This is a genomic window from Flavobacterium denitrificans DSM 15936 (assembly GCF_000425445.1).
GTDB classification, from domain to species: domain Bacteria; phylum Bacteroidota; class Bacteroidia; order Flavobacteriales; family Flavobacteriaceae; genus Flavobacterium; species Flavobacterium denitrificans.
Genome location: NZ_KE384377.1, coordinates 858,051 through 882,719 on the forward strand (window position 1 = coordinate 858,051; position 24,669 = coordinate 882,719).

21 protein-coding genes are annotated in these 24,669 nt (G+C 34.4%); 12 read left to right on the forward strand and 9 right to left on the reverse strand.

The features are described from left to right. Positions 1-3 precede the first annotated feature (3 nt). From ric to H600_RS0115680, 6 genes are all read right to left on the reverse strand, one after another. Positions 4-735 (reverse strand): iron-sulfur cluster repair di-iron protein, encoded by a 732-nt coding sequence (ric, locus tag H600_RS0115655; RefSeq protein ID WP_026729673.1) that lies wholly within the window; start codon positions 733-735, stop codon positions 4-6. Positions 736-771: 36 nt separating this feature from the next. Next, on the reverse strand, positions 772-2,283 hold the full coding sequence (gene nadB, locus H600_RS0115660) for an L-aspartate oxidase (RefSeq protein WP_026729674.1): 1,512 nt from the start codon (positions 2,281-2,283) through the stop codon (positions 772-774). A gap of 30 nt (positions 2,284-2,313) precedes the next feature. After that, a complete protein-coding gene (gene nadA / locus H600_RS0115665; protein WP_026729675.1) occupies positions 2,314-3,246 on the reverse strand; it encodes a quinolinate synthase NadA in 933 nt (310 codons plus the stop codon). A 188-nt stretch (positions 3,247-3,434) separates the two neighbouring features. Next, positions 3,435-5,432 carry a TonB-dependent receptor domain-containing protein gene (locus H600_RS0115670; protein WP_051234436.1) on the reverse strand — a complete coding sequence of 666 codons (1,998 nt, stop codon included), beginning with the start codon at positions 5,430-5,432 and terminating at the stop codon, positions 3,435-3,437. A 213-nt stretch (positions 5,433-5,645) separates the two neighbouring features. Continuing rightward, the gene (locus H600_RS0115675; RefSeq protein WP_026729677.1) at positions 5,646-6,497 is read right to left on the reverse strand and encodes a hypothetical protein; all 852 of its coding nucleotides are present in this window, start codon (positions 6,495-6,497) and stop codon (positions 5,646-5,648) included. 72 nt (positions 6,498-6,569) lie between these two features. Further along, positions 6,570-6,941 carry a hypothetical protein gene (locus tag H600_RS0115680; RefSeq protein WP_026729678.1) on the reverse strand — a complete coding sequence of 124 codons (372 nt, stop codon included), beginning with the start codon at positions 6,939-6,941 and terminating at the stop codon, positions 6,570-6,572. 124 nt (positions 6,942-7,065) lie between these two features. On the opposite strand from H600_RS0115680, the gene H600_RS0115685 reads away from it, so the two are divergent. The 7 genes from H600_RS0115685 to H600_RS0115715 are packed head-to-tail and all read left to right on the forward strand — an operon-like array spanning position 7,066 to position 13,740. After that, entirely contained in the window at positions 7,066-7,542 is a 477-nt protein-coding gene (locus H600_RS0115685; protein WP_026729679.1) for a c-type cytochrome, read from the forward strand. Positions 7,543-7,577: 35 nt separating this feature from the next. Then, complete coding sequence (gene nosZ, locus H600_RS0115690; protein WP_026729680.1) at positions 7,578-9,551, forward strand: Sec-dependent nitrous-oxide reductase; 1,974 nt, start codon at positions 7,578-7,580, stop codon at positions 9,549-9,551. Between the two features lie 54 nt (positions 9,552-9,605). Further along, positions 9,606-10,610, forward strand: a complete 1,005-nt coding sequence (locus tag H600_RS22180; protein ID WP_035108685.1) for a nitrous oxide reductase accessory protein NosL — start codon at positions 9,606-9,608, stop codon at positions 10,608-10,610. Positions 10,611-10,640: 30 nt separating this feature from the next. Further along, complete coding sequence (locus H600_RS0115700; protein WP_026729681.1) at positions 10,641-11,873, forward strand: nitrous oxide reductase family maturation protein NosD; 1,233 nt, start codon at positions 10,641-10,643, stop codon at positions 11,871-11,873. Further along, entirely contained in the window at positions 11,870-12,592 is a 723-nt protein-coding gene (locus tag H600_RS0115705) for an ABC transporter ATP-binding protein (protein ID WP_026729682.1), read from the forward strand. Before H600_RS0115700 ends, H600_RS0115705 begins: the two co-directional genes overlap by 4 nt. Beyond that, positions 12,576-13,343, forward strand: a complete 768-nt coding sequence (locus tag H600_RS0115710) for an ABC transporter permease subunit (RefSeq protein ID WP_026729683.1) — start codon at positions 12,576-12,578, stop codon at positions 13,341-13,343. Before H600_RS0115705 ends, H600_RS0115710 begins: the two co-directional genes overlap by 17 nt. Positions 13,344-13,368: 25 nt before the next feature. Further along, positions 13,369-13,740, forward strand: a complete 372-nt coding sequence (locus H600_RS0115715) for a group III truncated hemoglobin (protein ID WP_026729684.1) — start codon at positions 13,369-13,371, stop codon at positions 13,738-13,740. Positions 13,741-13,878: 138 nt separating this feature from the next. On the opposite strand, the gene H600_RS0115720 is transcribed toward H600_RS0115715, so the two are convergent. Further along, a complete protein-coding gene (locus tag H600_RS0115720; protein ID WP_026729685.1) occupies positions 13,879-14,475 on the reverse strand; it encodes a Crp/Fnr family transcriptional regulator in 597 nt (198 codons plus the stop codon). A 447-nt stretch (positions 14,476-14,922) separates the two neighbouring features. Between H600_RS0115720 and H600_RS0115725 the strand changes: the two genes are divergently transcribed. From H600_RS0115725 to H600_RS0115745, 5 genes are all read left to right on the forward strand, one after another. After that, positions 14,923-16,908 (forward strand): GAF domain-containing hybrid sensor histidine kinase/response regulator, encoded by a 1,986-nt coding sequence (locus H600_RS0115725; protein ID WP_026729686.1) that lies wholly within the window; start codon positions 14,923-14,925, stop codon positions 16,906-16,908. Positions 16,909-16,983: 75 nt separating this feature from the next. Further along, entirely contained in the window at positions 16,984-17,349 is a 366-nt protein-coding gene (locus H600_RS0115730) for a response regulator transcription factor (RefSeq protein ID WP_026729687.1), read from the forward strand. Then, positions 17,349-18,563, forward strand: coding sequence for a YaiO family outer membrane beta-barrel protein (locus H600_RS0115735; RefSeq protein WP_026729688.1), 1,215 nt, complete (start codon positions 17,349-17,351; stop codon positions 18,561-18,563). Before H600_RS0115730 ends, H600_RS0115735 begins: the two co-directional genes overlap by 1 nt. 1 nt (position 18,564) lies before the next feature. Continuing rightward, positions 18,565-19,389 (forward strand): hypothetical protein, encoded by an 825-nt coding sequence (locus tag H600_RS0115740; RefSeq protein ID WP_026729689.1) that lies wholly within the window; start codon positions 18,565-18,567, stop codon positions 19,387-19,389. 9 nt (positions 19,390-19,398) lie between these two features. Continuing rightward, complete coding sequence (locus tag H600_RS0115745) at positions 19,399-20,832, forward strand: glycosyltransferase family 2 protein (protein ID WP_026729690.1); 1,434 nt, start codon at positions 19,399-19,401, stop codon at positions 20,830-20,832. A gap of 209 nt (positions 20,833-21,041) precedes the next feature. Here the strand turns inward: H600_RS0115745 and H600_RS0115750 are convergent, their stop codons facing one another. After that, a complete protein-coding gene (locus H600_RS0115750; RefSeq protein ID WP_035108686.1) occupies positions 21,042-22,994 on the reverse strand; it encodes a glycoside hydrolase family 97 protein in 1,953 nt (650 codons plus the stop codon). 434 nt (positions 22,995-23,428) lie between these two features. Further along, the gene (locus tag H600_RS0115760; protein ID WP_035108687.1) at positions 23,429-24,652 is read right to left on the reverse strand and encodes a sensor histidine kinase; all 1,224 of its coding nucleotides are present in this window, start codon (positions 24,650-24,652) and stop codon (positions 23,429-23,431) included. Between the last annotated feature and the right edge of the window lie 17 nt (positions 24,653-24,669).

Below are 24,669 nucleotides of genomic sequence, written 5' to 3' on the forward strand. Positions count from 1 at the left end.
TTGTTATAAGACTTTTTCAAAGTTTTTTTCGAGGCTGATGGCTTTTGGAAATAAAATATTGTTTTCCATATGGATGTGTTTGTAAAGATTTTTTTCAAATTCATCAAGCATTCCATAGGTTACTTTATAAGTGGTGCAGGCATCAGCTGGTGGCGTATATTTATTAGATAAAGCCGCTATTTTTTTAAAGCGATTACCTTCAGTATTATGTTCTTCTTTCAGTAGAATAATTTGATTTTCAACAGATCCAAAAGGCGGTGTTTCAAGATTTAACCCTTTACTGTAAGCCCTTTTCATTTGTATCATGAAAGGAAACAAGGTTCGTTCTTCTTTTTCCATATGAAAATCCAAATCCGAAACAGAATCGATAAACAGTGTTTTTATTTCAAATAATTCTGGATGAAGATGACCATGAACGGCGCATAATTTATTTAAATATTCCTCCAAGACCGGAGCTTTCTCTTTGATGTATTTATGATGTATTTTTATTATATAATCGGTCAACAAATCTATCGGCCAGGATTTGTAATCGAAAGACTGGTTTTGTGCATTGTTTTTTGCAATTTCAATATGATGAATAAGAAGATTTTCCTCGATATCACGTTTTTTGCAGACTTCTTCGATCGTACGATACCCTTTGCAACAAAAATCAATATGGTATTTTGTAAATATTACTGCAGTTCTGAAATCATCTGCTACAATTTCTCCAATGGTAGTTTTACTAGTTATTTTCATTTTGGTAAGTTATATTCAGTTAATCTTTGATTCCTTTCAGCATACTTGTTTTTCCATCGATTTGCACTGTTTTATAATGAGTAAAGCGGTTGCAAGCATATTCGAAAATTCAATAAAAGGAATTGTAATTTCATGCGTCTCAATTAAAGAGATAGCCGAATTATTAAGCATTTTTATTTTTGCGAAAGCCAATTCGGCATCGCGTTCGCTGCTGGTATAAAAAGAGGTCAACAATGTCTGAAGTTCTTTTTTTAGAATTGCAAATGCGTAATAATCATTTTCTTGCTGTACTTTTGGAAATTTCGGAATAAGTATTTTTGTCGAAAAAGTAAATTTTGCAATCGTTTTGTCTACGTTTTCCGAAGCCTGATGTGCAAAGACCAAAGCTTCAAGAAGTGAATTAGAAGCCAATCGGTTTTTACCGTGTAAACCTGTTCTGGCGCATTCACCAATGGCATATAGATTTTCAATTATTGTTCGCCCATTCTGATCCACTTTTATACCGCCACATTGATAATGAGCTGCCGGAACAATAGGAATTAAATCTCTTTCGGGCTTTATTCCAAGCGAATTGCAATGTGCCGTTATTACGGGAAAATGTGCATAGAAAGCTTTCTGATCGAGATGTCTGCAATCCAGATAAACATGCTTTTTTGACTGACATTTTATCTCATTGCTGATCGCTTCAGAAATAATATCGCGTGTTGCAAGTTCACCTCTTAAATCATATTTAAAAAGAAATCTTTTTTGTTCTTCGTTTACAATATAAGCACCAAATCCGCGAACGGCTTCTGATATAAGAAACAAGGGATTATCTTTTCCAGCACTCAGTGCAGTCGGGTGAAACTGAATGTATTGCATGTCTTCGATTTCGACACCTGCACGCGCCGCCATTGCAATACCGTCTCCAGTTGCAATTTTAGGATTTGTGGTGTTTTCAAAAAGCTGTCCGCATCCGCCAGTGCACAGTAGCGTTGTTCTTGTTCGAATGTATTTTATTTTGTTGTGCTTTTTATCATAATAAAAAGCTCCGGTACAAGTTGTTTTACCTTTTTTTGTTTCGGTATTTAAATCAATAACCTGATGATTTTCCCAAATTTCAATATTGGGTAATTTTTTGATTATTTTAAGCAGTTTTTCTTCAATTTCCAATCCCGAACTGTCTTTATGATGCAAGATGCGATTTTGCGAATGTCCGCCTTCCAAACCTAAATTCCATTGTCCGTCTTCATCTTTATCAAATGAAGTTCCTATTTCTACTAATTCTTTTAGTCTTTCGGGTGCTTGTTCGATTACCATTTTTACAATGGCCTCATCACAATGTCCATCGCCTGCCTGAAGCGTATCTTTAATATGCTGCTCAAAACTATCCTTAAGATTATTGGTAACAACTGCAATTCCGCCTTGCGCCAATCGTGTATTGGTGTTTTTGACCGTTTCTTTCGTCATTATAACAATGGATAAATCGGGACGTTTTATTGCCGTTTTCATTGCGAAGAATAATCCTGAAATACCTGAACCAATAATAAGTATATCTGTTTTGAGCATGGCTATTTTTAAATTTTAGTTATAATGGTTTTACGATAGTGCAAGCATTTTTTCTATGGGTTTCAGGGCATTGATTCTAAGATCCTCCTTTATTCGAATTTCTGGACTTTCATTTTTGAGACACCAGTAGAGTTTTTGCAGCGTATTGACTTTCATAAAAGCACATTCGCTACATGCGCAAGTATTGTCTTCTGTGGAAGGAGCCGGAATCAGCGTTTTTTCAGGTACAGCTTTAGAAAGCTCGTGCAAGATACCGGCTTCCGTAGCCACGATAAAAACGGCAGTAGGATCCGTTTTGATAAAGTTTATAATTCCGGAAGTCGAGCCAATATAATGAGCAATTTTTAATATGTGACTTTCAGATTCCGGATGTGCAGCTATTTTGGCCGTTGGATTCTTTAAATAAATTTCAAGTAATTTATCCAGAGAAAATGCTTCATGAACTACGCAAGAACCTTTCCATAGAACGAGTTCGCGCTTGGTTTCTTTCTGGAGATAATTACCTAAATTCTGATCGGGCGCAAAAATGATTTTTTGGTCAGCGGGTATCGAAGCAATTATTTTTTTTGCATTTGAAGAAGTACAAACAAAATCACTCATTGCTTTTATTTCTGCAGAACAATTAATGTAGGTTACCACAACATGATCTGGATATTGATTTTTAAATGCTTTAAAATCTTCGGGTTCACAGCCGTCAGCAAGCGAGCAACCGGCTTCCCAATCAGGAAGTATTACTTTTTTGTTTGGGTTTAAAATTTTTGCAGTTTCGGCCATAAAATGAACACCTGCAAATACAATAATATCGGCTGTTGTAGTTTGTGCTTTTTTGGATAATTCTAGACTGTCTCCAATAAAATCTGCAATATCCTGAATGTCTTCATTTTGATAATAATGAGCCAGAATAACAGCATTTTTTTCTTGTTTTAATCGGAGTATTTCCTGTACTAAAAAGTTTTTATCCATGTCTTAAATCTTAATTTTTCTGTTTTATAGGATTGATTAAAATGCACTACAGAAAAAGGTTGTTTTTGATTACCCTGAAGTATATAATTTTAATAGGGTAAATATATCAGCATCAAATTTTTCAAATTATGATTATAGTCATACTGCATTATATTTATTTTTATATGTTACTTGTAAGTGGTTGAATATTAGTTAAAACTAAAAGCAAGATTAACAAAGAAGTTTCTTCCCATACGCGGAATTTTATTCCAATCGGAGTACGTTGTATAGTATTTATCAAAAATATTTTCGATACCGGACTGAATTTTCACAACATTCTGATTCCATTTGAAAGTATATCCCGCATTTAGATTTAAAATGAGATAATCCGGTGTTTTGGTTTGTCCGTACGTCGATGCAAATTCTTTTTGTGCCAAATTTCCTAAAGCTGTAACTGAAGCATTAAAATTTTCCTTTTTGAAGGATAAACCGGCACTATATTTTATTGGACTGATGAACGGAAGATTGTTTCCTTCATTATCTTTTCCAACACTGTAAGTAAGTTGCGATTTAAGCTGCCAATTTTCCAAAAAAGCATATTCCATATTCAAATCGGTATTGAAGATTACGGCATTATCAATGGCTTCGTAGATTTTTACGCCAGCTGCGCCAATGGTCATTGGATTTATTTTTGGATCAATTTTTCCAATAATATAATCTGAAAAGTAGAAGTAGGATCCGGTAATTTTTGTTGTAAAAGGATTTGTTTTATAAGCTGCTGAAAAATTTCCTTCCATTGCTTTTTCATTTTTCAAATTCGGATTTCCGATATAATCGTAGAAATCATTACTGTTGTACAGATAAAACCCGTAACCTTCTGAAACAGATGGCGCTCTTTCGGCGTAAGCCAGACCAAATCCCAACTCAAAATTTTGGATATTCTTTGTGTAGTTTCCTGAAAAACTTTTCAAAAATCGGTTTTTTGTAGCATCCATTTCGGGATAAAAAATTTGTAAACTCTGCAAGCCAAAATCATTGGCAACGGTATTAGAATGAAAACCTATATTCGTACTCACTCGCAACTGTTCAGAAGAAGAAAGGGCGATGTTGTCTTCTAATGCCAATCCGTTGTAAAAAGTTCGAACATCCGGCCAAGTGTACATAAACATTAGATTTTCGCCCGGATTATCAGGATACATGGTCATTTCGGCAATCGACTTGTTGTAGAAAGAATTTAGATCGACAAGAAAGCTGTGTTTTTTAATTTTGCCATTAATTTTAGAATAAAAACCATACGTGTCTGACCAGCCCGGCATGTCCATATGAATAGGAACATTCGGTCTTTTGGTATCATCCATTTTATGAGTAATGCTGTTAAAATAAGCTTTCGTTTCCCATTTTGAGATGAATCCTGAAGTTGGAATATATTTATGACTCAAAGACATAATTTGGGCTTCCGCCAAAGAAACATCCATAGGAAGTGCCGGATATCCAACATTTGTCGCTCTGTCATAAATTGCCGAAGCTTCAAGAATGTTTTTTTTATCCAAAAAATAACCAGCATTTGCAGATACATTGTATTTAGTGAATTGCGAAAAAGCTATTTCCTGATCATTTCCGGCTTTATAATTATCGGCATCGCGATACATAAAATCGACGTGCGCATAATAACGGTCTTCATTATATCCTAATGAACCGCCAATGATTTTCTGCAAATTATTGCTTTCGAATCCCGAATTGAATCCGCCATTCCAACCTGTTTTTTTCTGACTGAACTGATTGCGTTTTAAATCTACAGAACCACCAATAGTCGATCCGTGACAACTTCCTTGCTGACCTGAGGCAACAGTGGCTTCCGCTAAATTAGAAACTTCAACATAAGAAGTTATTGGATCCATTTTGTCGGTACAGGCACCAAAAATGCGCATACCGTCTATTGTAATGACAGTTCGTTCTGTTGCCATATTATTAATGACAGGTTCCCAAGCATAGGCACCTCTTTTTATCATATTTACTTTGGTAGAACCGGATAGATAATCCTCGACAGAAGTCAATGATTTGGCTTGTTTGAGATGTAAGGAAGTTTTTTTTCCGATGACTATTATTTCATTCAAATTTACGGTTCCAAGACTATCGTTTACTTTTTCCTGTGCCCAGCATATTGTTGAAAACACAGCTAAAAAGACGCTTACTATATTTTTCATCATCTGATAATTTTAAAGAAAGAGACAAAGACATTTGTCGATGTCATGAAGCTAAGAGATTTTAGATTTCTGATTAACGATTTTTGATTTCAGATATGAAAAGCCGGGCAAAATCACCAGTCTTATTATCTGGTTAAATCAAATCTTAAATCAAAAATCTTAAATCAAAAATCAGCAATTTAAATCTTTGTCTCTTTCTTATTTAGGATTTTGAGCTTAAAATTCAATCTCGAAATAGAGACTGCTGGCTGTGTTTTCTGTGGTAATAGGTTCTCCTTTAAGAACTTCGTTTGCCGAATTAAGAACCTGTAGATTGATTTTCCAGTAACCGGTCATGGTTAAAGAAAGTTTTCCGTTATAAAAACCTCCAATTTCAGATTGTAATAAATCAGTATTATTTGGCGAACCATGATTTCCCATACTTGGCATTCTCGGATCAATTTTAACTTTGAAATTGTTTACCACAGGAAAATTCATCATATCCTGCATTTTATAAATGCCTACTTTCATATCATTAATTGCCACTTTTGGTGAAGATGGTGCGATGTAAGCAATAACATATTTACTGCCATCACTGCCTGTGAATGAACTTACAGTACGTTTCGGTGAAGCAGGAACGGATATTTTGTCCGCCACTGTGTACGACACATTATTGATGCTGTAGGTTATAGAAAGTTCCCAATATTCAGTTTCGTTTTGAGCCATCTGAAAAATGATATCTCCTTCATATAAAGTTTTCTTGCCATCTGCTTTTGTAATAGTTGTTTTTGGGCAGGAATGCTGCATCATAGCCATGTGCATAAGTGGTGTCCATTCTAGTTTTGCATCGGTGCTGTATGTGCCAGTTTTTTTGTCTTTTACTCGAAGTGAAATACGATTATATCCTTGTACTAAAGCGCCCGTTGCTGAAAACAGTTCAACGGTATAATTGTCATTTGATATTTCCTGAATTTTTTGAAGTCCGATGGTTTCATCTTGTAGAATTTCGGATGTAGCATCATCATCTGAAGAGCAAGAGAATAGGGTAATTGCCATTAAAAATAGGGCTAAGTATTTTAAGGTTTTCATGAGATATTAATTTTAAAATATGGGTAATAGTAGTGCTGCCGAAGTGTTTCGGAAAGCAGAAATCAATTAAAATTAACAGCTGAAAATGGGCGGTTTTAATACAGTATGTGGCTCAATATGAGAATAAAAATTCTTGTAATCTGAATTTACTTTAAGTATAGCTTCAGTGTTTTTTTCAAAAGTAAAAACCGGAATTTTTACAAGAAACAAAACAACAATTTCTGCTGTTTCACTTTTTTTCTCATTAGAAGAGGGAGTATCATTTTTATAAGTTTTTGCCAGTTCTTTTTTCAAATGGCATTTACCATTACAATGTTTTTCAGGCGCGTTTTTGTTTTCACATAATTCTGTTGTGATGTAATGATAATTTATCAGATAATCCAAAAATGGAAAAGCCGGTCTGAATACCACAGCAAAAAGAAATATGTAAACGCAAACTTTCATTACCTGTATTTTGAGATTACGAAGGTATCATGAACATTTTTTTATTCTTATGATTTCAGTCATACTTTAAGAAGTATTTGTTTTAGAATTTTGGTCAAAAGTTTAACACATAAATTACATACTAATGAACAAACTACTCGTATTAACAATGTTTGGATTCTTCTTGTTCGTGTCTTGCGGAAAAGAAAAATCAAATACAGACCAGGATTTTTCTACACCTGCACCAGCTGAAAAAACAGCAGATGCAGAATCATATGATCCTAAAAGAGGTCTTGGAAAATATTCAACTGTTGAATTGGGAGCCACTTTAGATAAAGCAATGGCTGAAAAAGGACTTAAAATCGCAGAGGTAAAATGTACTTCCTGTCATAAACCTACCGACGAGAAATTAGTTGGTCCGGGATGGAAAGGTGTAACAGAAAGAAGAGCACCGGAATGGATTATGAATTTTATCACCAATCCTGATCCTATGATCGATAAAGATCCTGAATTACAGGCTCAACTGGAACTTTGCATGATTCGTATGCCTAACCAAGGATTAACAGATGAGGAAGCAAGATCTATTTTAGAATACATGCGCCAAAATGATGGGGTAAAATAACTTCAAATCAAAACAGAATTTTAAATAATAACCTTATGAAAAATAAATTTTTAAAATCGATTTTCGTAGTTACGTTAGGATGTGCTCTTTTTGTTTCCTGCAAGCCAAAAGATTCAACAGATGCTGTTGAAGGCGATGCAGCTGCAAAAGTGTATGTAGCGCCGGGTAAATATGATGAATATTACAATTTTGTATCAGGTGGTTTTAGCGGTCAGGTGAGTGTTTACGGACTTCCGAGTGGAAGACTCTTGCGTGTAATGCCTGTATTTTCTGAAGATCCGCAAAGTGGTTATGGTTATAGCGAAGAAACCAAAGCAATGCTAAACACTTCGCACGGTTATGTGCCTTGGGACGATCAGCATCACCTTGATTTATCTCAGACAAATGGCGAAACAGATGGTCGTTGGCTTTTTGCGAATGCTAATAACACACCAAGAATTGCACGTATCGATCTGAAAACGTTCAAGACTGCCGAAATTATTGAGCTTCCTAATTGCGGTGGAAATCACTCTTCGCCCTTTATAACTCAAAATACGGAGTATGTTGTTGGAGCAAGCCGTTTTAGCGTTCCTGCGGATAATGACGATGGCGATGTACCAATTAATACGTATAAGAAAAACTTTAAAGGGCATCTTAGTTTTGTGAAAGTTGGGAAAGAAGGACAGTTAGATCTTGCTTTTCAAATTGTAACACCAGGGGTTAATTTTGACCTTAGTCATCCGGGGAAAAAAGAGTCTCACGGTTGGTTCTTTTTCTCTTGCTATAATACAGAACAAGCCAACACTTTATTAGAAGTGAATGCCTCTAAAAATGATAAAGACTTCATCATGGCGGTAAACTGGAAAAAAGCAGAAGAATACATCAAAGCCGGAAAAGGAAAACGTGTTCCTGCAAACTACGCTCATAATACTTGGGACGAGAAAACACAGACTGCTAAATCGGAGATGAAAAAAGACGTGTTAATTCTTGATGCTGCAGAACTTAAAGACATTTGTTATTTGATTCCTTGTCCGAAATCACCTCACGGTTGTGATATTGATCCTACTGGAGAATATATCGTTGGAAGTGGAAAATTAGCTGCTTTAATTCCTGTATTTAGCTTTACAAAACTTAAAGATGCGATTGCGAAAAAACAATTTGATGGATCTTATGCCGGAATTCCGGTTGTTAAATATGAGGCTGCATTGCACGGTGAGGTTCAAAAACCAGGTTTAGGTCCATTGCATACGGAGTTTGACGGAAAAGGAAATGCTTATACAACAATGTTCGTTTCTTCTGAAGTTGTAAAATGGAATATTAAAGATTTGAAAGTTTTAGATAGAAAAGCGACGTATTATTCTCCTGGTCACTTGATGATTCCGGGTGGAAATACAGAGAAACCGTATGGAAAATATATGGTAGTTTACAACAAAATTACAAAAGATCGTTTCTTAGAAACTGGGCCAGAATTAGCACAAAGTGCACAATTGTTTGATATCAGTGGCGATAAAATGAAACTGCTTCTGGATTATCCAACAATCGGTGAACCGCATTATGCACAAGGTATTCCGGCTGATAAAGTTAGAAATAACGGACAGTTGAAATTCTACAAAATTGCTGAAAACAACCATGCGTTTGTTACTAAAGGAGAAAAAGAATCTAAAGTAGTAAGAGAAGGTAATAAAGTTCATATTTATATGACAAGTATTCGATCTCACTTTGCACCGGATAACATTGAAGGAATTAGAGTTGGAGATGAAGTTTATTTCCATGTTACAAATCTTGAACAAGATTGGGATGTGCCTCACGGATTTGCCATCAAAGGAGCAAATACGGCAGAATTGCTGATTATGCCGGGAGAAACATTAACCTTGAAATGGGTACCACAGAAAAAAGGTATTTACCCATTCTATTGTACCGATTTCTGTAGTGCGCTGCACCAGGAAATGCAGGGATATGTGAGGGTTTCACCTGCAGGAAGTAATGTTCCGATCAGTTATAGTGTAGGTACGAATTTACCAAAAGAATAGCCAGTAACCATAAGGGAGCAAAGTATTCTTTGTTCCCTTTTATTTTGATTTATTATGAGAAATAAAACACTTTCTACATTTTCTAAATTGGCTCTTTTAGTATCCGGTTTTTTGTTGATTGGAGCCATTTTTTTTCCAATTTGGAGAATTGAACTTACGGCACCTCAATATCCTGAAGGTTTGGTTTTAAAACTTCATGCTAATAAAATTGCTGGTGATGTCGATATTATTAACGGTCTTAATCATTATATCGGAATGAAAACACTGCATACAGAAGACTTTATCGAATTTAAGGTGTTGCCCTATATTCTGGGCGTTTTCGGTATTGCTGCGATAGTTTCTTTTGTAATGGCAAAGAAAAAAGCACTCTATACAGTCTTTTTTTCTTTTTTGGTTTTTGGAATACTATCCGCATGTGATTTTTACCGATGGAATTATGAGTACGGCCACAACTTAGACCCAAATGCAGCTATTAGAGTTCCTGGAATGGCGTATCAACCACCAATGCTTGGCTATAAACAACTATTGAATTTTGGTGCTTTTTCTATTCCTGATACTGGAGGCTGGATGCTTATTGGAGCTGGAGTTCTTCTTGCTCTCGCAATTGCAAAGGAAAAATACGGAACTAAAAAATCAAGTCGGTTTTTGAGTCTTTTGTTTATTTCCGGTTTTCTGTTTTCATGCTCGGGTGATAAACCAGTTCCTATTAAACTTAACGTTGACAATTGCGATTATTGCAAAATGGGAATCAGCGATGGCAAACACGGAGCCGAAATTATAACCCAAAAAGGAAGAGCTTACAAATTTGATGATATTGGCTGTATGATTCATTATTGTGAAGAAAATCACGACGTAAAAATTAAAGCTTATTACGTTCACGATTATAATCAAGACAACGTATTGATCCCTATAGAAAAAGCCTTTTTGGTTTCGGGAGGTGCTATAAAAAGTCCGATGAACGGCAATATTGCAGCTTTTTCAGATAAAAGTCAGGCAAAAGCTTTTGAAGCTTCTTCAAAAGCAAAAGAAATAGAATGGACGGCAATTAGTAAAAAGTAAAAGTCCGAATTCTAACTAAAATTAAAACTTATGAAACTGCATTTTTGTCTTCCATTTTTATTGTTTTTTAATTGTTTTTGGGCGCAAACTATAGAAGTAGGCGCAAACAAACCCATTAAAACGATAAAAGAGGCGATTGCTCTGGCGAAATCCGGCGATACCATTACTGTTTATAAAGGTGTTTATCAGGAAGGCAATATTATAGTAGATAAAAAAATAATTCTGCAGGGAAAAAACTTTCCAATTCTGGATGGACAAAGCAAAGTTGAAGTGCTTTCTATAAAAGCAGATAGTGTTGTGGTATCTGGGTTTAAGGTTATTAATTCAGGGTACGCCTCCCTGAATGATCCCTGTGGAATTAAAATTTATAATAAAACGGGAGTTGTTATAAAAGACAATGTTCTGGAGAATAACTTTTTTGGAATCTATGTCCAAAAAGGAACAAATTGCATTATAAAAAATAACACCATCAGTGCGCATCAAAAAGAAGAACAGCGCATAGGAAATGGCATTCATTGCTGGAAAAGCGAAAATTTACAGATTACGGCGAACAAAATTTCAGGACACCGTGACGGAATCTATTTTGAGTTTGTTTCCAATTCGGTAATCTGGCGAAATATTTCTACGGCAAATATCCGTTACGGACTTCATTTTATGTTTTCTAATGATGATGCGTATATCTCGAATGTTTTTAAAAACAACGGTGCAGGTGTAGCGGTCATGTTTACGAAGAATGTGAAAATGTTCAACAATTACTTTGAAGAAAACTGGGGTGATGCCGCATACGGATTACTGTTGAAAGAGATTTCGGATAGTTATATTATCGGAAATAAATTTATTCGTAATACATCAGGAATTTATATGGAAGGTACCAGCAGAGTACAGCTTGAAAAGAATATTTTTAAAGATAACGGCTGGGGAATGAAGATTCAGGCAAGTTGTATGGACAATCAAATTGCGTTTAATAATTTTCTTGCCAATACATTTGATATTAGTACCAATGGAAGTCTAGTTCTCAATCATTTCAATAATAATTACTGGGATAAATATGAAGGTTACGATCTAAATCGGGACGGAATTGGAGATGTTCCTTTTCATCCGTTAAGCCTATTTGCCGTAATTACAGAAAATAATCCGTCTGCAATGTTGTTGTTTCGAAGTTTCATGATTACGCTTTTGGATAAATCCGAAAAAATACTGCCGAGTATAACGCCTGATAATTTTGTTGACGAAACCCCCGAAATGAAATCCCTTCAATTATGATTACTTTAAAAAATATAAATAAAAATTTTGGCAAGCTTAAAGTATTACAAGATGTCAATCTGGAATTTAAAGCTGGAGAATGTATAGCGCTTATTGGCCCCAATGGTTGTGGAAAAACTACTTTGATAAAATCTATTTTGGGAATGGTACTTCCGGACAATGGCGATATCTTGCTAAACAATGAATCTATTTTAAAGAAGTTTGATTATCGAAATCATATTGGTTATATGCCACAAATAGGTCGCTATCCAGATAATATGACGATCGAACAGATTATCCAGATGATTAAACAAATCCGAAACTCAAAAGCAACATTAGATGAAGATTTGATAAAAGCCTTTAAGCTCGATAAAATGAGTGACAAACAAATGAGAACGCTCTCAGGCGGAACAACACAAAAAGTAAGCGCAACATTAGCTTTCCTTTTTAATCCTGATGTTTTAATTCTTGATGAACCTACGGCAGGACTTGATCCTTTGGCATCCGAAATTCTAAAAGAAAAAATAATCAAAGAGAAGAACAAAGGAAAATTAATATTGATTACTTCACATCTTTTGAGCGAACTCGATGATATGATTACTCAGATTATTTTTATGCAGGATGGCAAAGTACATTTTCATAAAACAATCAAAGAGCTTTTGGAATCAACGGGAGAAAATAAAATATCAAAATCGATAGCCACAATACTAAAAGAAAAGCAACATGAACAGGATAATTAAAATTGTCCTTTTGGACATACTCAAAAACAAGATTGTGGTAAGTTACGCCTTAATTCTGGCGTTGCTTTCCTGGGGATCTTTTATGTTGGAGAACAATACAGCCAAAGGATTATTGACTATTTTAAATGTCATTTTGTTTACAGTTCCACTGGTATCGGTACTCTTTTCTACAATTTATATTTACAATAGTTCAGAGTTTATAGAGCTTTTGCTGAGTCAGCCCATTAAACGAAAAAAAATCTGGATTAGTTTGTTTACTGGACTTTCGGTAGCAATGGTTTTGGCTTTTTTTCTTGGTGCTGGAATTCCGTTATTAATCAATTCTCCGGGAATGGCCGGATTAATGATGCTCTTAGCAGGAAGTTTAATTACAGTCGTGTTTGTCGGACTGGCTTTTTTAAGTTGCATTTTAACCCGAGATAAAGCAAAAGGAATTGGATTGGCGATATTGTTTTGGCTGTATTTTGCCATTCTTTTTGATGCGCTGGTGCTATTTTTATTGTTTCAGTTTTCAGAGTATCCTATTGAAGAAGCAATGGTCGGAATAACAGCATTAAGTCCGATTGATCTCGCGCGTATTCAAATTTTACTACACTTGGATCAATCTGCAATGATGGGCTATACAGGTGCAATTTTTAAAGATTTTTTTGGAACTGCAGTCGGATTATTGATTTCCTTTTTACTGCTGGTTTTATGGATCGCTATACCTTTTTTAGTTTCAGTCAGAAAATTTGAAACGAAAGACCTTTAATTAAATTTTAAATAAAAAAAGCACTATGAAAACAGATATTAAAAATAAGGGCGATATAAAAATATTGGTTGATGCTTTTTATTTTAAAGTTAAAACAGATCCGGTAATTGGCTATTTATTTACCGAGATCGCTTGTGTAAATTGGGAAAAGCATCTTCCTATAATGTATGATTTTTGGGATAATATTCTTTTTCACACCGGAAATTTCGATGGAAATCCGATGATGAAACACCGAATGCTGAACCAAAAAAGTAAATTAGTGGAAGCGCACTTTAAACATTGGACAAAACTGTGGAAAAAAACCGTAGACGATTTGTTTGAAGGAGAAAAAGCAAATGAAGTAAAAATCAGGGCAAATAACATTTCAAAAGCCATGATGAACAAAGTAATTGGTTAATAAAAAAACGGGAACTCAATTGAGTTCCCGTTTTAATTTTGAGATAGTTAGAATTTGAATTAATAATTATCCTTTTATCATTACAAAGGAACTAAAATGATTCCTTTTAAATTATGACTGGAATCATACAAGGATGAACTAGTAAAATAATTTGTGGTCTATAATTTCGAGTTTTTTATCCTTGCACATAAGCGAAAGTGTGCGAATTACAGTCTCTACACGCAAACCTGTAAAATCGGCAATTTCCTGTCTGGTGTATGGGATTTTCATTCTTTTTGATGAAGTAAAATTGTGTTGTTTCTTCAGATTGTCCAAAAAATACTGAATACGGTATTCCGGTTTGTGATTGATTATATTTTTTGAAAAAACAATTTTATTGTAAATTTTCCAGGCGAGCAGTTTAATTACGTTGGCCTGTATTTCAGGATTTTCTTCTAGACAGGAGAAGAAATTCGCCTTAGAAAGTTTTAGAATCACACAATCAGTTTGAGTAATAGCAGCGGCCGGGTAGGGTTGACTGATAAAAAGAGGCGGTTCTCCAAAGCTGTTTCCTTCCTGAAATACGCCAATAGTCAAATCTTTTCCGTCTTCATTTGTATAATTCATTTTTACCGTGCCTTCTAAAATTTGATAAAAATAGAGCGGTGGATCATTCTCATAAAAGATGATAGTGTTTTTTGGGACTTTTTTTGCAACCGCGCCCCAGGTATAAAGTAGATCGGTATCAATATGCATTTTGGTAAACAATATAATACATTTAAAAGATTTGTTTTTGGTTTAAAATGCGATATTCTTTTAATGTTAAGAATGTCTTAATTTTAAAATTTCTATCAAAGAAAAGAATTACAAGTCAAAAAAAACATGATAAATGTTAGGTTTCGAAATAAAAAACAAAATGCATTAAAAGTTGTTTTAAAGTTGTGTAATGCGTTGTTTTAATATGTTTATGGTTTGAGTTTGTTGGGTTATTGCAATCGAAAATTCAGAAATTGAAAAAATTTTGGTGTAAAAGATCTGTATATTTACTTTCAAAATCACTGAACTACGAAAGCATATAAAAATCATAAAAAGCATTTTTAAATCAAAGATTAAAATATTTTTTTGATCGTAGTTATGCCTATTTTGCTTGGAGTATTTTTTGTTTTATTTAGTTTATCTTTGTGAGATATACGCACTAAGAAAATGACTCCAAAATTCCCAATTCCAGATAACGAACTACAGCGTTTAGCAGCCCTAAAACGTTATAATATATTAGACACACTTCCAGATCATGCTTTTGACGATGCTACAAAGCTTGTTTCCTATATCTGTGGTGTGCCTATTGCCCATATTTCTTTTATTGATGAAAGCAGGCAATGGTTTAAATCTGAAATCGGAATAGGGGTTTCTGAAGTTCCTCGCGAAATCAGTTTTTGCAAATACACGATTATGGAGTCAAAAATGGTCGAAATTAATGACACATTTTTGAACGAACGTTTTAAAGATGATCCTAATGTTACCGGAGGTTTTAAAGTACGATTTTATGCGGGAGTTCCTTTGACAACGCCAGACGGCTTTAATATCGGAACTATTTGCGCCATAGACCACGTTACAAAAACATTGGATGAAAATCAGCGAAATGCACTTTCGATTGTTGCAAAACACGTAATCAGTCAGCTTGAAGTTCAGACTAAAAATATTGAGTTGGCCGCGCAGAAAAAAATTGCAGAACGAGCGGTTTTGGCAAAAGACAGCTTTTTGGCCAATATGAGCCACGAAATCCGTACGCCATTAAATGCAATAATTGGTTTTACAGATCTTTTGGCGCAAACAGAACTTGATGAAACACAGCGCGACTATATTGACAGTGTTCAGATTGCAGGCGAAAATCTGCTTTTGATTGTTAACGATATTTTGGACCTTTCTAAAATTGAATCAGGAAATTTAACTATTGATTCGGAGCCTTTCAATCTAAAAAAAACACTTAAACATGTTTATAATTTATTAAAAGTAAAAGCGCATAAAGAAGTAGAATTCAATCTCTTTTTAGATGCCGATATGCCTGATATGGTTATTGGAGATCAAGGAAGATTAAATCAGATTTTAGTAAATCTTATCGGAAATGCACTGAAATTTACTGTTGAAGGTGATGTCACTGTTTCTGTAAAAAAGGTTGATGAAACAGAAGATCATTATTCGCTTCGATTTTCTGTAAAAGACACCGGAATCGGAATTCCAGAAGACAAACTCAAAACTATTTTTGAACGTTTTACACAAGCAGAGGAAAGTACAACGCGAAAATTCGGTGGAACTGGACTCGGATTAAACATTGTAAAACAATTGGTTGAACTTCAAAAATCTGAAATTCAAGTAAAAAGCAAAGAAGGACGAGGTTCAGAATTTTCTTTTGTTCTTTCTTATAAAAAAGGAGATGCAAAAGTAGATTCAGTTAAAACCATATCAAAAAATGATCTTGGAAATCTGAAAATTTTGCTTTGCGAAGATAACGTGCTGAATCAGAAATTAGCAAAAAGCGTGGTGCAGAACTTTGGTTTTGAATTGGATATCGCTGAAAATGGGGAAGAAGGCATTGAGCTTTTAACGACGAACAAGTACGATTTAGTTTTGATGGATCTTCAAATGCCAATTAAAGATGGCTATCAGACAACGGAATACATCAGAAATGAAATGAAATTAGATATTCCAATTATTGCCATGACCGCACATTCTCTTGTTGGAGAACAGGAACGTTGTTACAAAGTTGGGATGAATGCATATGTGCCAAAACCTTTTAAACAGGCCGTGCTTTTAAAAGCAATAAAAACGGTTATGAGCGAAGATAGTGATCATGGAAGAAGAAGAATTATTGATTTTTCTATTTTGGATGAAATGGCATGTGGAAGCCCTGATTTTAGGAAAGAAATGATTGATCTTTTTATTGAAAAAATCCCGAGTCAAACCGCACAGCTTGAAGAAGCGTTTAAGAATGAAGAACACGATACAGTAAAAAAACTGGCTCATAATATGAAATCCAGTTTAGACATTTTCATGCTATCTGATTTGACAAACTGCCTATCGATTATTGAAGAAGAAGCTTCATTTGGAGAATTTACATCTGAAAGTGAAGATAAAATAAAGATTTTGCATTGCGGAATCGAAGAGACCGTTAAAATCCTCAAGGAGCTTTGATAAAAAAGAAATAAGCCTTAGCTTTACATATACGCCTAACATAAATGGCATTTTTGTCTCAAAAATAGCATAGCAATGAGAATCATTTTAGCCGAAGATAATGATATCCTACGCAAATCATTATCATTTTTCTTAGAATCCAAAGGATTTGAAGTTGATCATTTTTCTGATGGAAAAGATGCGCTTGAAGCCATCGAAAAAAATAATTACGACTTGATTTTAACCGATATAAATATGCCCGGCATCAGCGGAATGGAAATTACGCAATACGTCAGGGAAACCATTAATTCTGATGTTCCTATCATAATATTGACATCCTCAGGTGTTGAACAGACAGAATTAGATTCTTTTGACATTGGTGCAAATGAATTTATTGCCAAACCAATAAGTCCTGCTGTTCTTTTAGTCCGAATTAATAAGTTGTTAAAAATCAAAGCTTAATGAAATTTCTATACTATTCAATAGTTTTGCTTTTTGTTTCTTCCATTTGTTTTGGACAAGAAGCAAATATAGATGCCGTTTTGGCTCAGGTAAAACAAGAAACTGAAAAGAAGAATTTTGATAAGGCTTTATCATTAATTGAGCCTTTGCGTGCAAAATTCCCTGAAAATGAAGATATTCAGGTTTATGAAGGCCGAATCTACAGCTGGAAAAAAGATTATCCGTCATCCATAAAAATATTGTCGCCATTAACAGATAAAGCGAATCCAAATCCGGATGCTTTGTTGGCGATTATCAATACTTATTTTTGGTCGGAACAATATGAAAAATGTATTTCATATTGCGATAAATATTTGGCAATTGATCCAAAATCGGTAGATGTTATAAAAACAAAAGCAACATGTCTTGAAAAGCTAAACCGCGATCAGGAAGCGTTGGAACTTATTGAAAAAGCATCAATTGCAGATAATAGTACTCAACCGTTTAGAAGTATTCGAACACTTATTGGAAAAAAAGCTAAAAATGCAATTGCAGCGTCTTATCTTAACATTTCCACATCAGAACCAGGGCAATCGCCTTTGCATTATGGGTATGTTGAATATTCACATAAATTCAGCAAATCAGCAATTGTGGGGCGCGCAAACATTGGAAATACAGGCGATGATACACAAATGCTATTTGAAACTGATTTCTACCAAACATTTTCGAACAAAAGTTATTTATATGCCAACGCTGGAATTTCAACAGGAGAGACGCTATTTCCCGTTGGAAAGGCTGGTTTAGAATATTATTTTGCTCCTCTTAAAAAATTTGATTTTGCATTGGGAGCCCGATTTATGCATTTTGAATCAGATGATATTACGTTGCTTACAGGACAAGTTGCTTATAATACAGGTAATTATACATTGGCTTACAGACCCTATTATGATACAGGAAATTCATTGTTTTCACATGTTTTGAGTTTACAGAGAACAAATGAGGAAAAAGAACGAATCATAAGATTGGAACTTCAGTATGGAACGGTTCCTTACTTGTATCTTTATAACGGTTTCACACAGCCACTTGAAGCTTTTAGAGTTGGATTGCAATATCAGCATCGTTTTGGTGATTCTTTTTTTGTTCGTCCAATTTTTCTGTATGAGCGCGAGGAGTACACTCCAGGAGAATACAGAAACAGGTTTAATGTCCAGTTAATTGTAACTAAACGTTTTTAAAATGGAAAAAGTTTGGGAACTATATGAAAAAGGAGATTGGGTTGTGCCTTTTCTGATTTTTTCAATATACTTGTTTATTGGAGCTTCTTTTTTGTTGTATGTAGTTATTATTTGGAGCCGAAATAAAAATATTAGTAGAGAAAAACGCAGAATTGAATACAGTGCAGCAATTGAAGAACTGATGGTTGCAGTGGTTTTTGAAGACATGACTTTTGCTACAATTCAGAAGGAACGAAGCTTGGATTTGTTTTTGAATAATGCATTTTTTAGAGAAGTTGTAATGGAAACGATCCTAAACCTGCACAAAAATTATGATGGTGTTTACGCTCAAAAACTTGAACAGCTTTATAAAGATTCGGGATTGATAAATGATTCATTTAAGAAACTTCGAAACTTTAGATGGGAAGTAAAATGCAAAGGAATTACAGAACTTGCGGAGTTTAATATTAACGATGCATTTGAAAATATTATAATATTTTCGAAAGCTCGAAAAAAGACTTTAAAAATCGTCGCAATTAATGCTTGTATTAAATTAGCGGGAACAAAAGGCATTGTTCATTTGACGGAACATCCTGATCCTATTGATGATTGGACACAGTTGAATATAATTGGAGCTTTTAAAAAACATGATATTGGTGATACAAAAGGAGTAGAACTTTTATTGGGATCAAAAAATACTACAGTAATTACACTAGGATTAAAACTCATCAAAGAGCTAAAGCTTACGCAAAAAGTTCCTTATGTGGCAGAATTAGTAGATCGAGCGCCGAATTCTTTAATTAAATATGAAGCGCAAAATGTATTGCAGACTTTAACAACTGTATAATTATATCGAATGGATTTTTTAAATAACGAATTGATGTGGTTTGTAGATATGTACATAGTGCTTATTTTGGGCTATGCGATATTGATCATGTCTTCGTATCTTATATTAGCGTATCTTTCTACAAAGGAGCTTAGGAGCTATCTTAAAAAAAACAGTTTTGTTGACTATGACGTTTTGCTTACAAGCGAGTTTGCGCCAAAACTTTCATTGATTGCACCAGCTTATAATGAAGGTTTTACAATTGAGGAAAACGTAAAATCTTTGCTTTCATTGAATTATAACAATTACCAGGTTATTGTGGTAAATGATGGAAGTAAAGACAATTCGATGGAAATTCTAATCAAAACGTATGATTTAGTTTTGACCGAACTTGATTTCCATCCACAAATTGAAACCAAAAAGCTAAAAGGAATCTATACTTCTAGAAACGCCGCTTTCAAAAAATTAATTGTTGCCGATAAAGAAAATGGAGGCAAAGCAGATGCCTTGAATGTAGGGTTGAATATTGCTCAAAATCCGTATGTGGTTTGTATTGATGTCGATTGTATTCTGGATAAAGATTCGCTTTTAAAACTGGCTAAACCTTTTTTGGAATCTCATGGAAAACGCATTATTGCAACTGGTGGTGTGGTAAGAATTGCTAATCAATGTATAATTAAAAACGGCCGCTTGGTTGAAGTAAATATTCCCGATGGCATGATTCCGAGGATTCAGGTTTTAGAATATTTGCGCGCATTTCTTTTAGGAAGAATGGCATGGGGAAGACTTGACGGATTGTTATTAATTTCTGGTGCTTTTGGTGCATTCGACAAAGAAATTGCATTATTAGCAGGGGGTTACAGCACAAAAACAGTAGGAGAAGATATGGAACTTGTAGTGCGAATGCGTCGCTATATGCTTGAAAACAAGTTGCCATATTCGGTAAGTTATATTCCAGATCCGCTTTGTTGGACGGAAGCTCCTGAAGAATTCAAAATATTCAAAAAACAACGCAGTCGATGGATGCGAGGTACAATCGAAACACTTAGTTTTCATAAAAATATGTTCATGAATCCAAAATATAAATTGTTGGGAATGCTGAGCGTGCCATATTGGACATTATTTGAGTTTCTGGCGCCAGGAATTGAATTTATTGGCCTTCTGATTACTGTAGTTTTTATAATTTTAGGGTTGCTGAACTGGCATTTTTTCTTTTTGCTGTTATTGTTTGTTTACACTTTTGCCGTCTTCTTTTCGGTTTTGGCATTGTTCAGCGAAGAAAGAACTTTTCATAAATATCCAAAACAAGCCGATTTTTTCAAATTGCTTTTGGCGGCGTTTATTGAACCATTATATTTTCATCCAATGGCAGTTTACGCAGCTTTAGTAGGCTACAAAGAGAAAATCAAAGGAACACATGGCTGGGGCGAAATGACCCGAAAAGGTTTTACCAAAAAGCAATAAACTTAAAAGGATTTTCAAAACGATTAAAAGTTATTTTTGTAAAGCCCCATCGGGGTAAAATATTTATAGGATTTCAATAATACAAATGAAAAAAGCTCCAGCGGAGCGACATATATTTGAATAAAAAATATGTCGCTCCGCTGGAGCTTTATATTGTAAAGAATTATTTTTTTGCTATAAATATTTCGCTTCTCTGAAGCTTAAGAAAATTAAGGCATAAACAAAACAGTTCCGCCATTTGCAGAAAGTTCTAGATTAAATGAAGCATTATCTAATTTCTTTGTACTGAATTTAGATTCCTGACCTTCGCCATCATTTATAACAGAAACATTTTTGCCTTTTAACATCGGAAGATTTACGGAAATATTCTTTGGTTTGTCTTCGCCATTAATTGCGGCAACATACCATTTTGTATTCTTCCTGCGGGCAATTACACAATATTTTCCTGGATAACCGTCTATAAAAACGGTTTCGTCCCAAACTGTTGGAACAGCTTTTAAATAATCGAATAAGTAAGAAGGTTTTTCTTTTAAATTTTCTGGCGTTAATCCCCAATGTTGAACGGCAGAAAAGAAAACAACTGCCGTTGCCATTTCAAAAGCATCAGTAGTTTTACGGATTGTGCCTTTGTTGGACTCACGATGCAAACGTTTATTTAGAAAAACGGGACCAAAATCCATTGAAGCTACAGCATTTCTTGTAAAAGGATAAATCGTTGCCGTTGATGGATATTTGTCGCTGAACGCTTGTTGGAAAACTAAATTTTCAGAAGCCAGAACAGCTTCGCTCGTCATGTAATTTGGATACATTCTTTCCCAACCGCGTGGAAGGGTAGCACCATGAAAATTGATGTTTAGACCAAATTCTGCGGCATCAACCAAAATGTTGTGATACAATTTCATTGTTGCTTGCTTGTCTCCGCCAAAAAAATCAATCTTTAATCCTTTTACGCCAATTTCCTGTAGCCATTTCATTTCTGAACGACGCGCTTCTGATGTGTTCATTCTGTTTTTTGGCGTTTGTGGTGCTGTATTCCAGTTTCCATTAGAATTGTACCAAAGCAAAACGCCAACATTTTTTGATTTGGCATAATTCACCAATTCGGCCATTTTTTCTTTTCCGATATTGACATCCCAAAGTGCATCGATCAAAATGAATTCGCATTTCATGTCTGAGGCAAGATCAATAAAAGTTTTTTGGTCGTTGTAATTACAGCTTTCATCTTGCCAAACAATCCAGCTCCAGCTTGCACGGCCAGCATCGAATATTTTTGAAGTTTTGATAAGAGGCTTTACAACATCTGTAGAAGCAGTCGATTCAACAATTGGTTTCAACGTTTTTCCTAACGTTATGGTTTTCCACGACGTTTGCATAGGTAATGATGAAGTAGCTGTTATTGGTCCGTCATGGTTGTTTTCGCCTTCTTGCGGAAAAGTAACGGTGTAAATTCCGTCTGTGCTTGCATCGCTTAATCGAGTTCCGACATAATTTCCGTTGATTCCGGTTTCAGAAATCAACATCCAGCCTTTATTTTCCAAATGAAAAAGTGCTGGAAAAGTAAAACCTAATCCGTATTGTGATTTTGTTCCAATTGGTTCTTCTCTCGTATATTCTTCCTCATATGATGGTTTTGTTTTCTCCCAACCACTTAATGGTGGTGCTTGTGGCGTAATAAAAGTAGTTGATTTTGAAGGAAGCTTGAAGCCTGTGATTTCTTTTTCAATAGTACAATTTTCGTTGTTTTTTTTGCTTTTCGGAATTAAGTAGCTAAAAGTGACATCTGTATTTGTAACTCTGAAAATAACGTTTATTGTATCGTTTCCAGTATTGGTTAAAATACAATTTACTTCATTTGCTTTATAATTTACTTTCCCTACTTTAGAACGATTCAGTTGGTAGGATTCTTGAATTTTATTCTTTTTGCTTCCAACTATTTTAAGTCCTTTAGTAAAATCTCCGGCAGAACTCAATACGCCTAAAGGCGATTGACCAATAAACTCTTCTTTTTGTTGATATACTTGATAGTAGGCGTTTCCTTTTACTACAGAAATTTCAACTTTTATGTTTTTATCGGGACTTTCTACCGAAATGGTTTGTGCGTGAAGCGAATAAGTGAAAATAGAAAAAAATAAAAAACTAATTAGAAAATATTTTATGTGCATGTGAATGTTGGTTGGTTAGTAAAGAATTGTGCTTATAAAAAATATTATAAGTGTAAAAATAACACTATTTTATTTTGAATGCATAATTTTATCCCAGTATTTGATTTTTTGGACTAAAAAATAAAAAATACTCCTTTAGGAGTATTTTTTATGGGACTAAGCTGATATAAATTTGCATTAGATAAAAAAATGCATAAGTAATTGACTTTTATTTTATTACGTTTGTAGTGCAATTGTTTTCTCTTTAATTTAAAATAAAGTTTATGATTAAAAATGTGCCAGAAAACAGCCAATTAATTGAATATATGCTACTGTTAGTTATTGTAATAGGATTTGCGGTATGTACATTTATTGCCAGAAGTATCGTGTTGAATTTTAAGCGTGAAGAAAAAAAGAAATTGAATTCTTTTGAAAATACGCTTTAGCAAAACTATTTACTGCGGAATATAAATATCAAAAGTAGCGCCTTTCATGGGCTGTGCCGTTGCCATTATAATTCCGTTATGATTTTCAACAATTTTTTTGACAATTGCAAGACCAATTCCGGTTCCGTCATAAACATCTCTGCTGTGTAATCTTTGAAAAACACCAAATATTTTTTCGCTGTGTTCTGCTTCAAATCCTATTCCGTTGTCTTGAAAACTAATATGGCAATAATTCTCAAGCGGAATAAGTTTGTCGTTATGCAAATCTTTTCCAGTTGCCATACGGCTCTTAATTTGAATTTGAAGCGGAATTTCCTTTTGTGAAAATTTAAGCGAATTGTTAATCAGATTTTCAATAAGCTGAATAAACAAAAACGGGATAATATTTACTTTTCCCTGCAAATCAGTGGTAATTAACGCATTTTTTTCTTTAATGTTTTCTTTAAGCGCTTCCTTTACATTTTCGACAATATCGTCAAGATCGGTGTTTTCATAAATACGATCTATAATATTGGTTCTCGAAAAAGCCAAAAGATCATTGATTAATTCACGCATTCTATTGGTTGAATACAAAATGCGGTCAAATTTTAATCTCCCGTCTGGACTTAAATTATCATATTCTTTAGCTAGAATAATGTTAGAAAAAGTCTGGATTTTTCGCAAAGGTTCCTGAAGATCATGACTTGAGATGTGTGTAAAAGCATCTAATTCGGTATTTTTTCGTTTTAATTCATTTGCATATTTTTCGATTGCCTGATATTGAGCCGCTAAATCTTCATTGGCTTTTGTAATTTTAGCGTTCAGCGCATTAGTTTCTTCTTCTTTTAGCTGTAATTCGCGAGTTTTTTTATAAAGATCTGTAAAGACCATTACTTTTGCTTTTAGTATTTCAGCAGACAAAGGCTTGATCATATAATCAACCGCACCCGACTGATATCCTTTAAAAATATAGTCGGAAGTATTCATGTTTGCGGTCAGGAAAATAATAGGCACATGTTTGAGTTTTTCGCTTTGGCGAATGAGTTCAGCCGTTTCAAATCCGTCCATAAGAGGCATTTGAACATCCATAAGAATAATAGCAAAATCCTGACTTTTGAGTAGAATACGCAAAGCATCCTTACCCGAAGTCGCTTCGACAAACTGATAACCCAAATTGGCTAATATGACTTGTAGGGAAAGTAAATTTTCCTTTTTATCATCAACTAATAATATTTTAACTGGAGCTTGTTCCATAGTGTTTTTTATTTAAA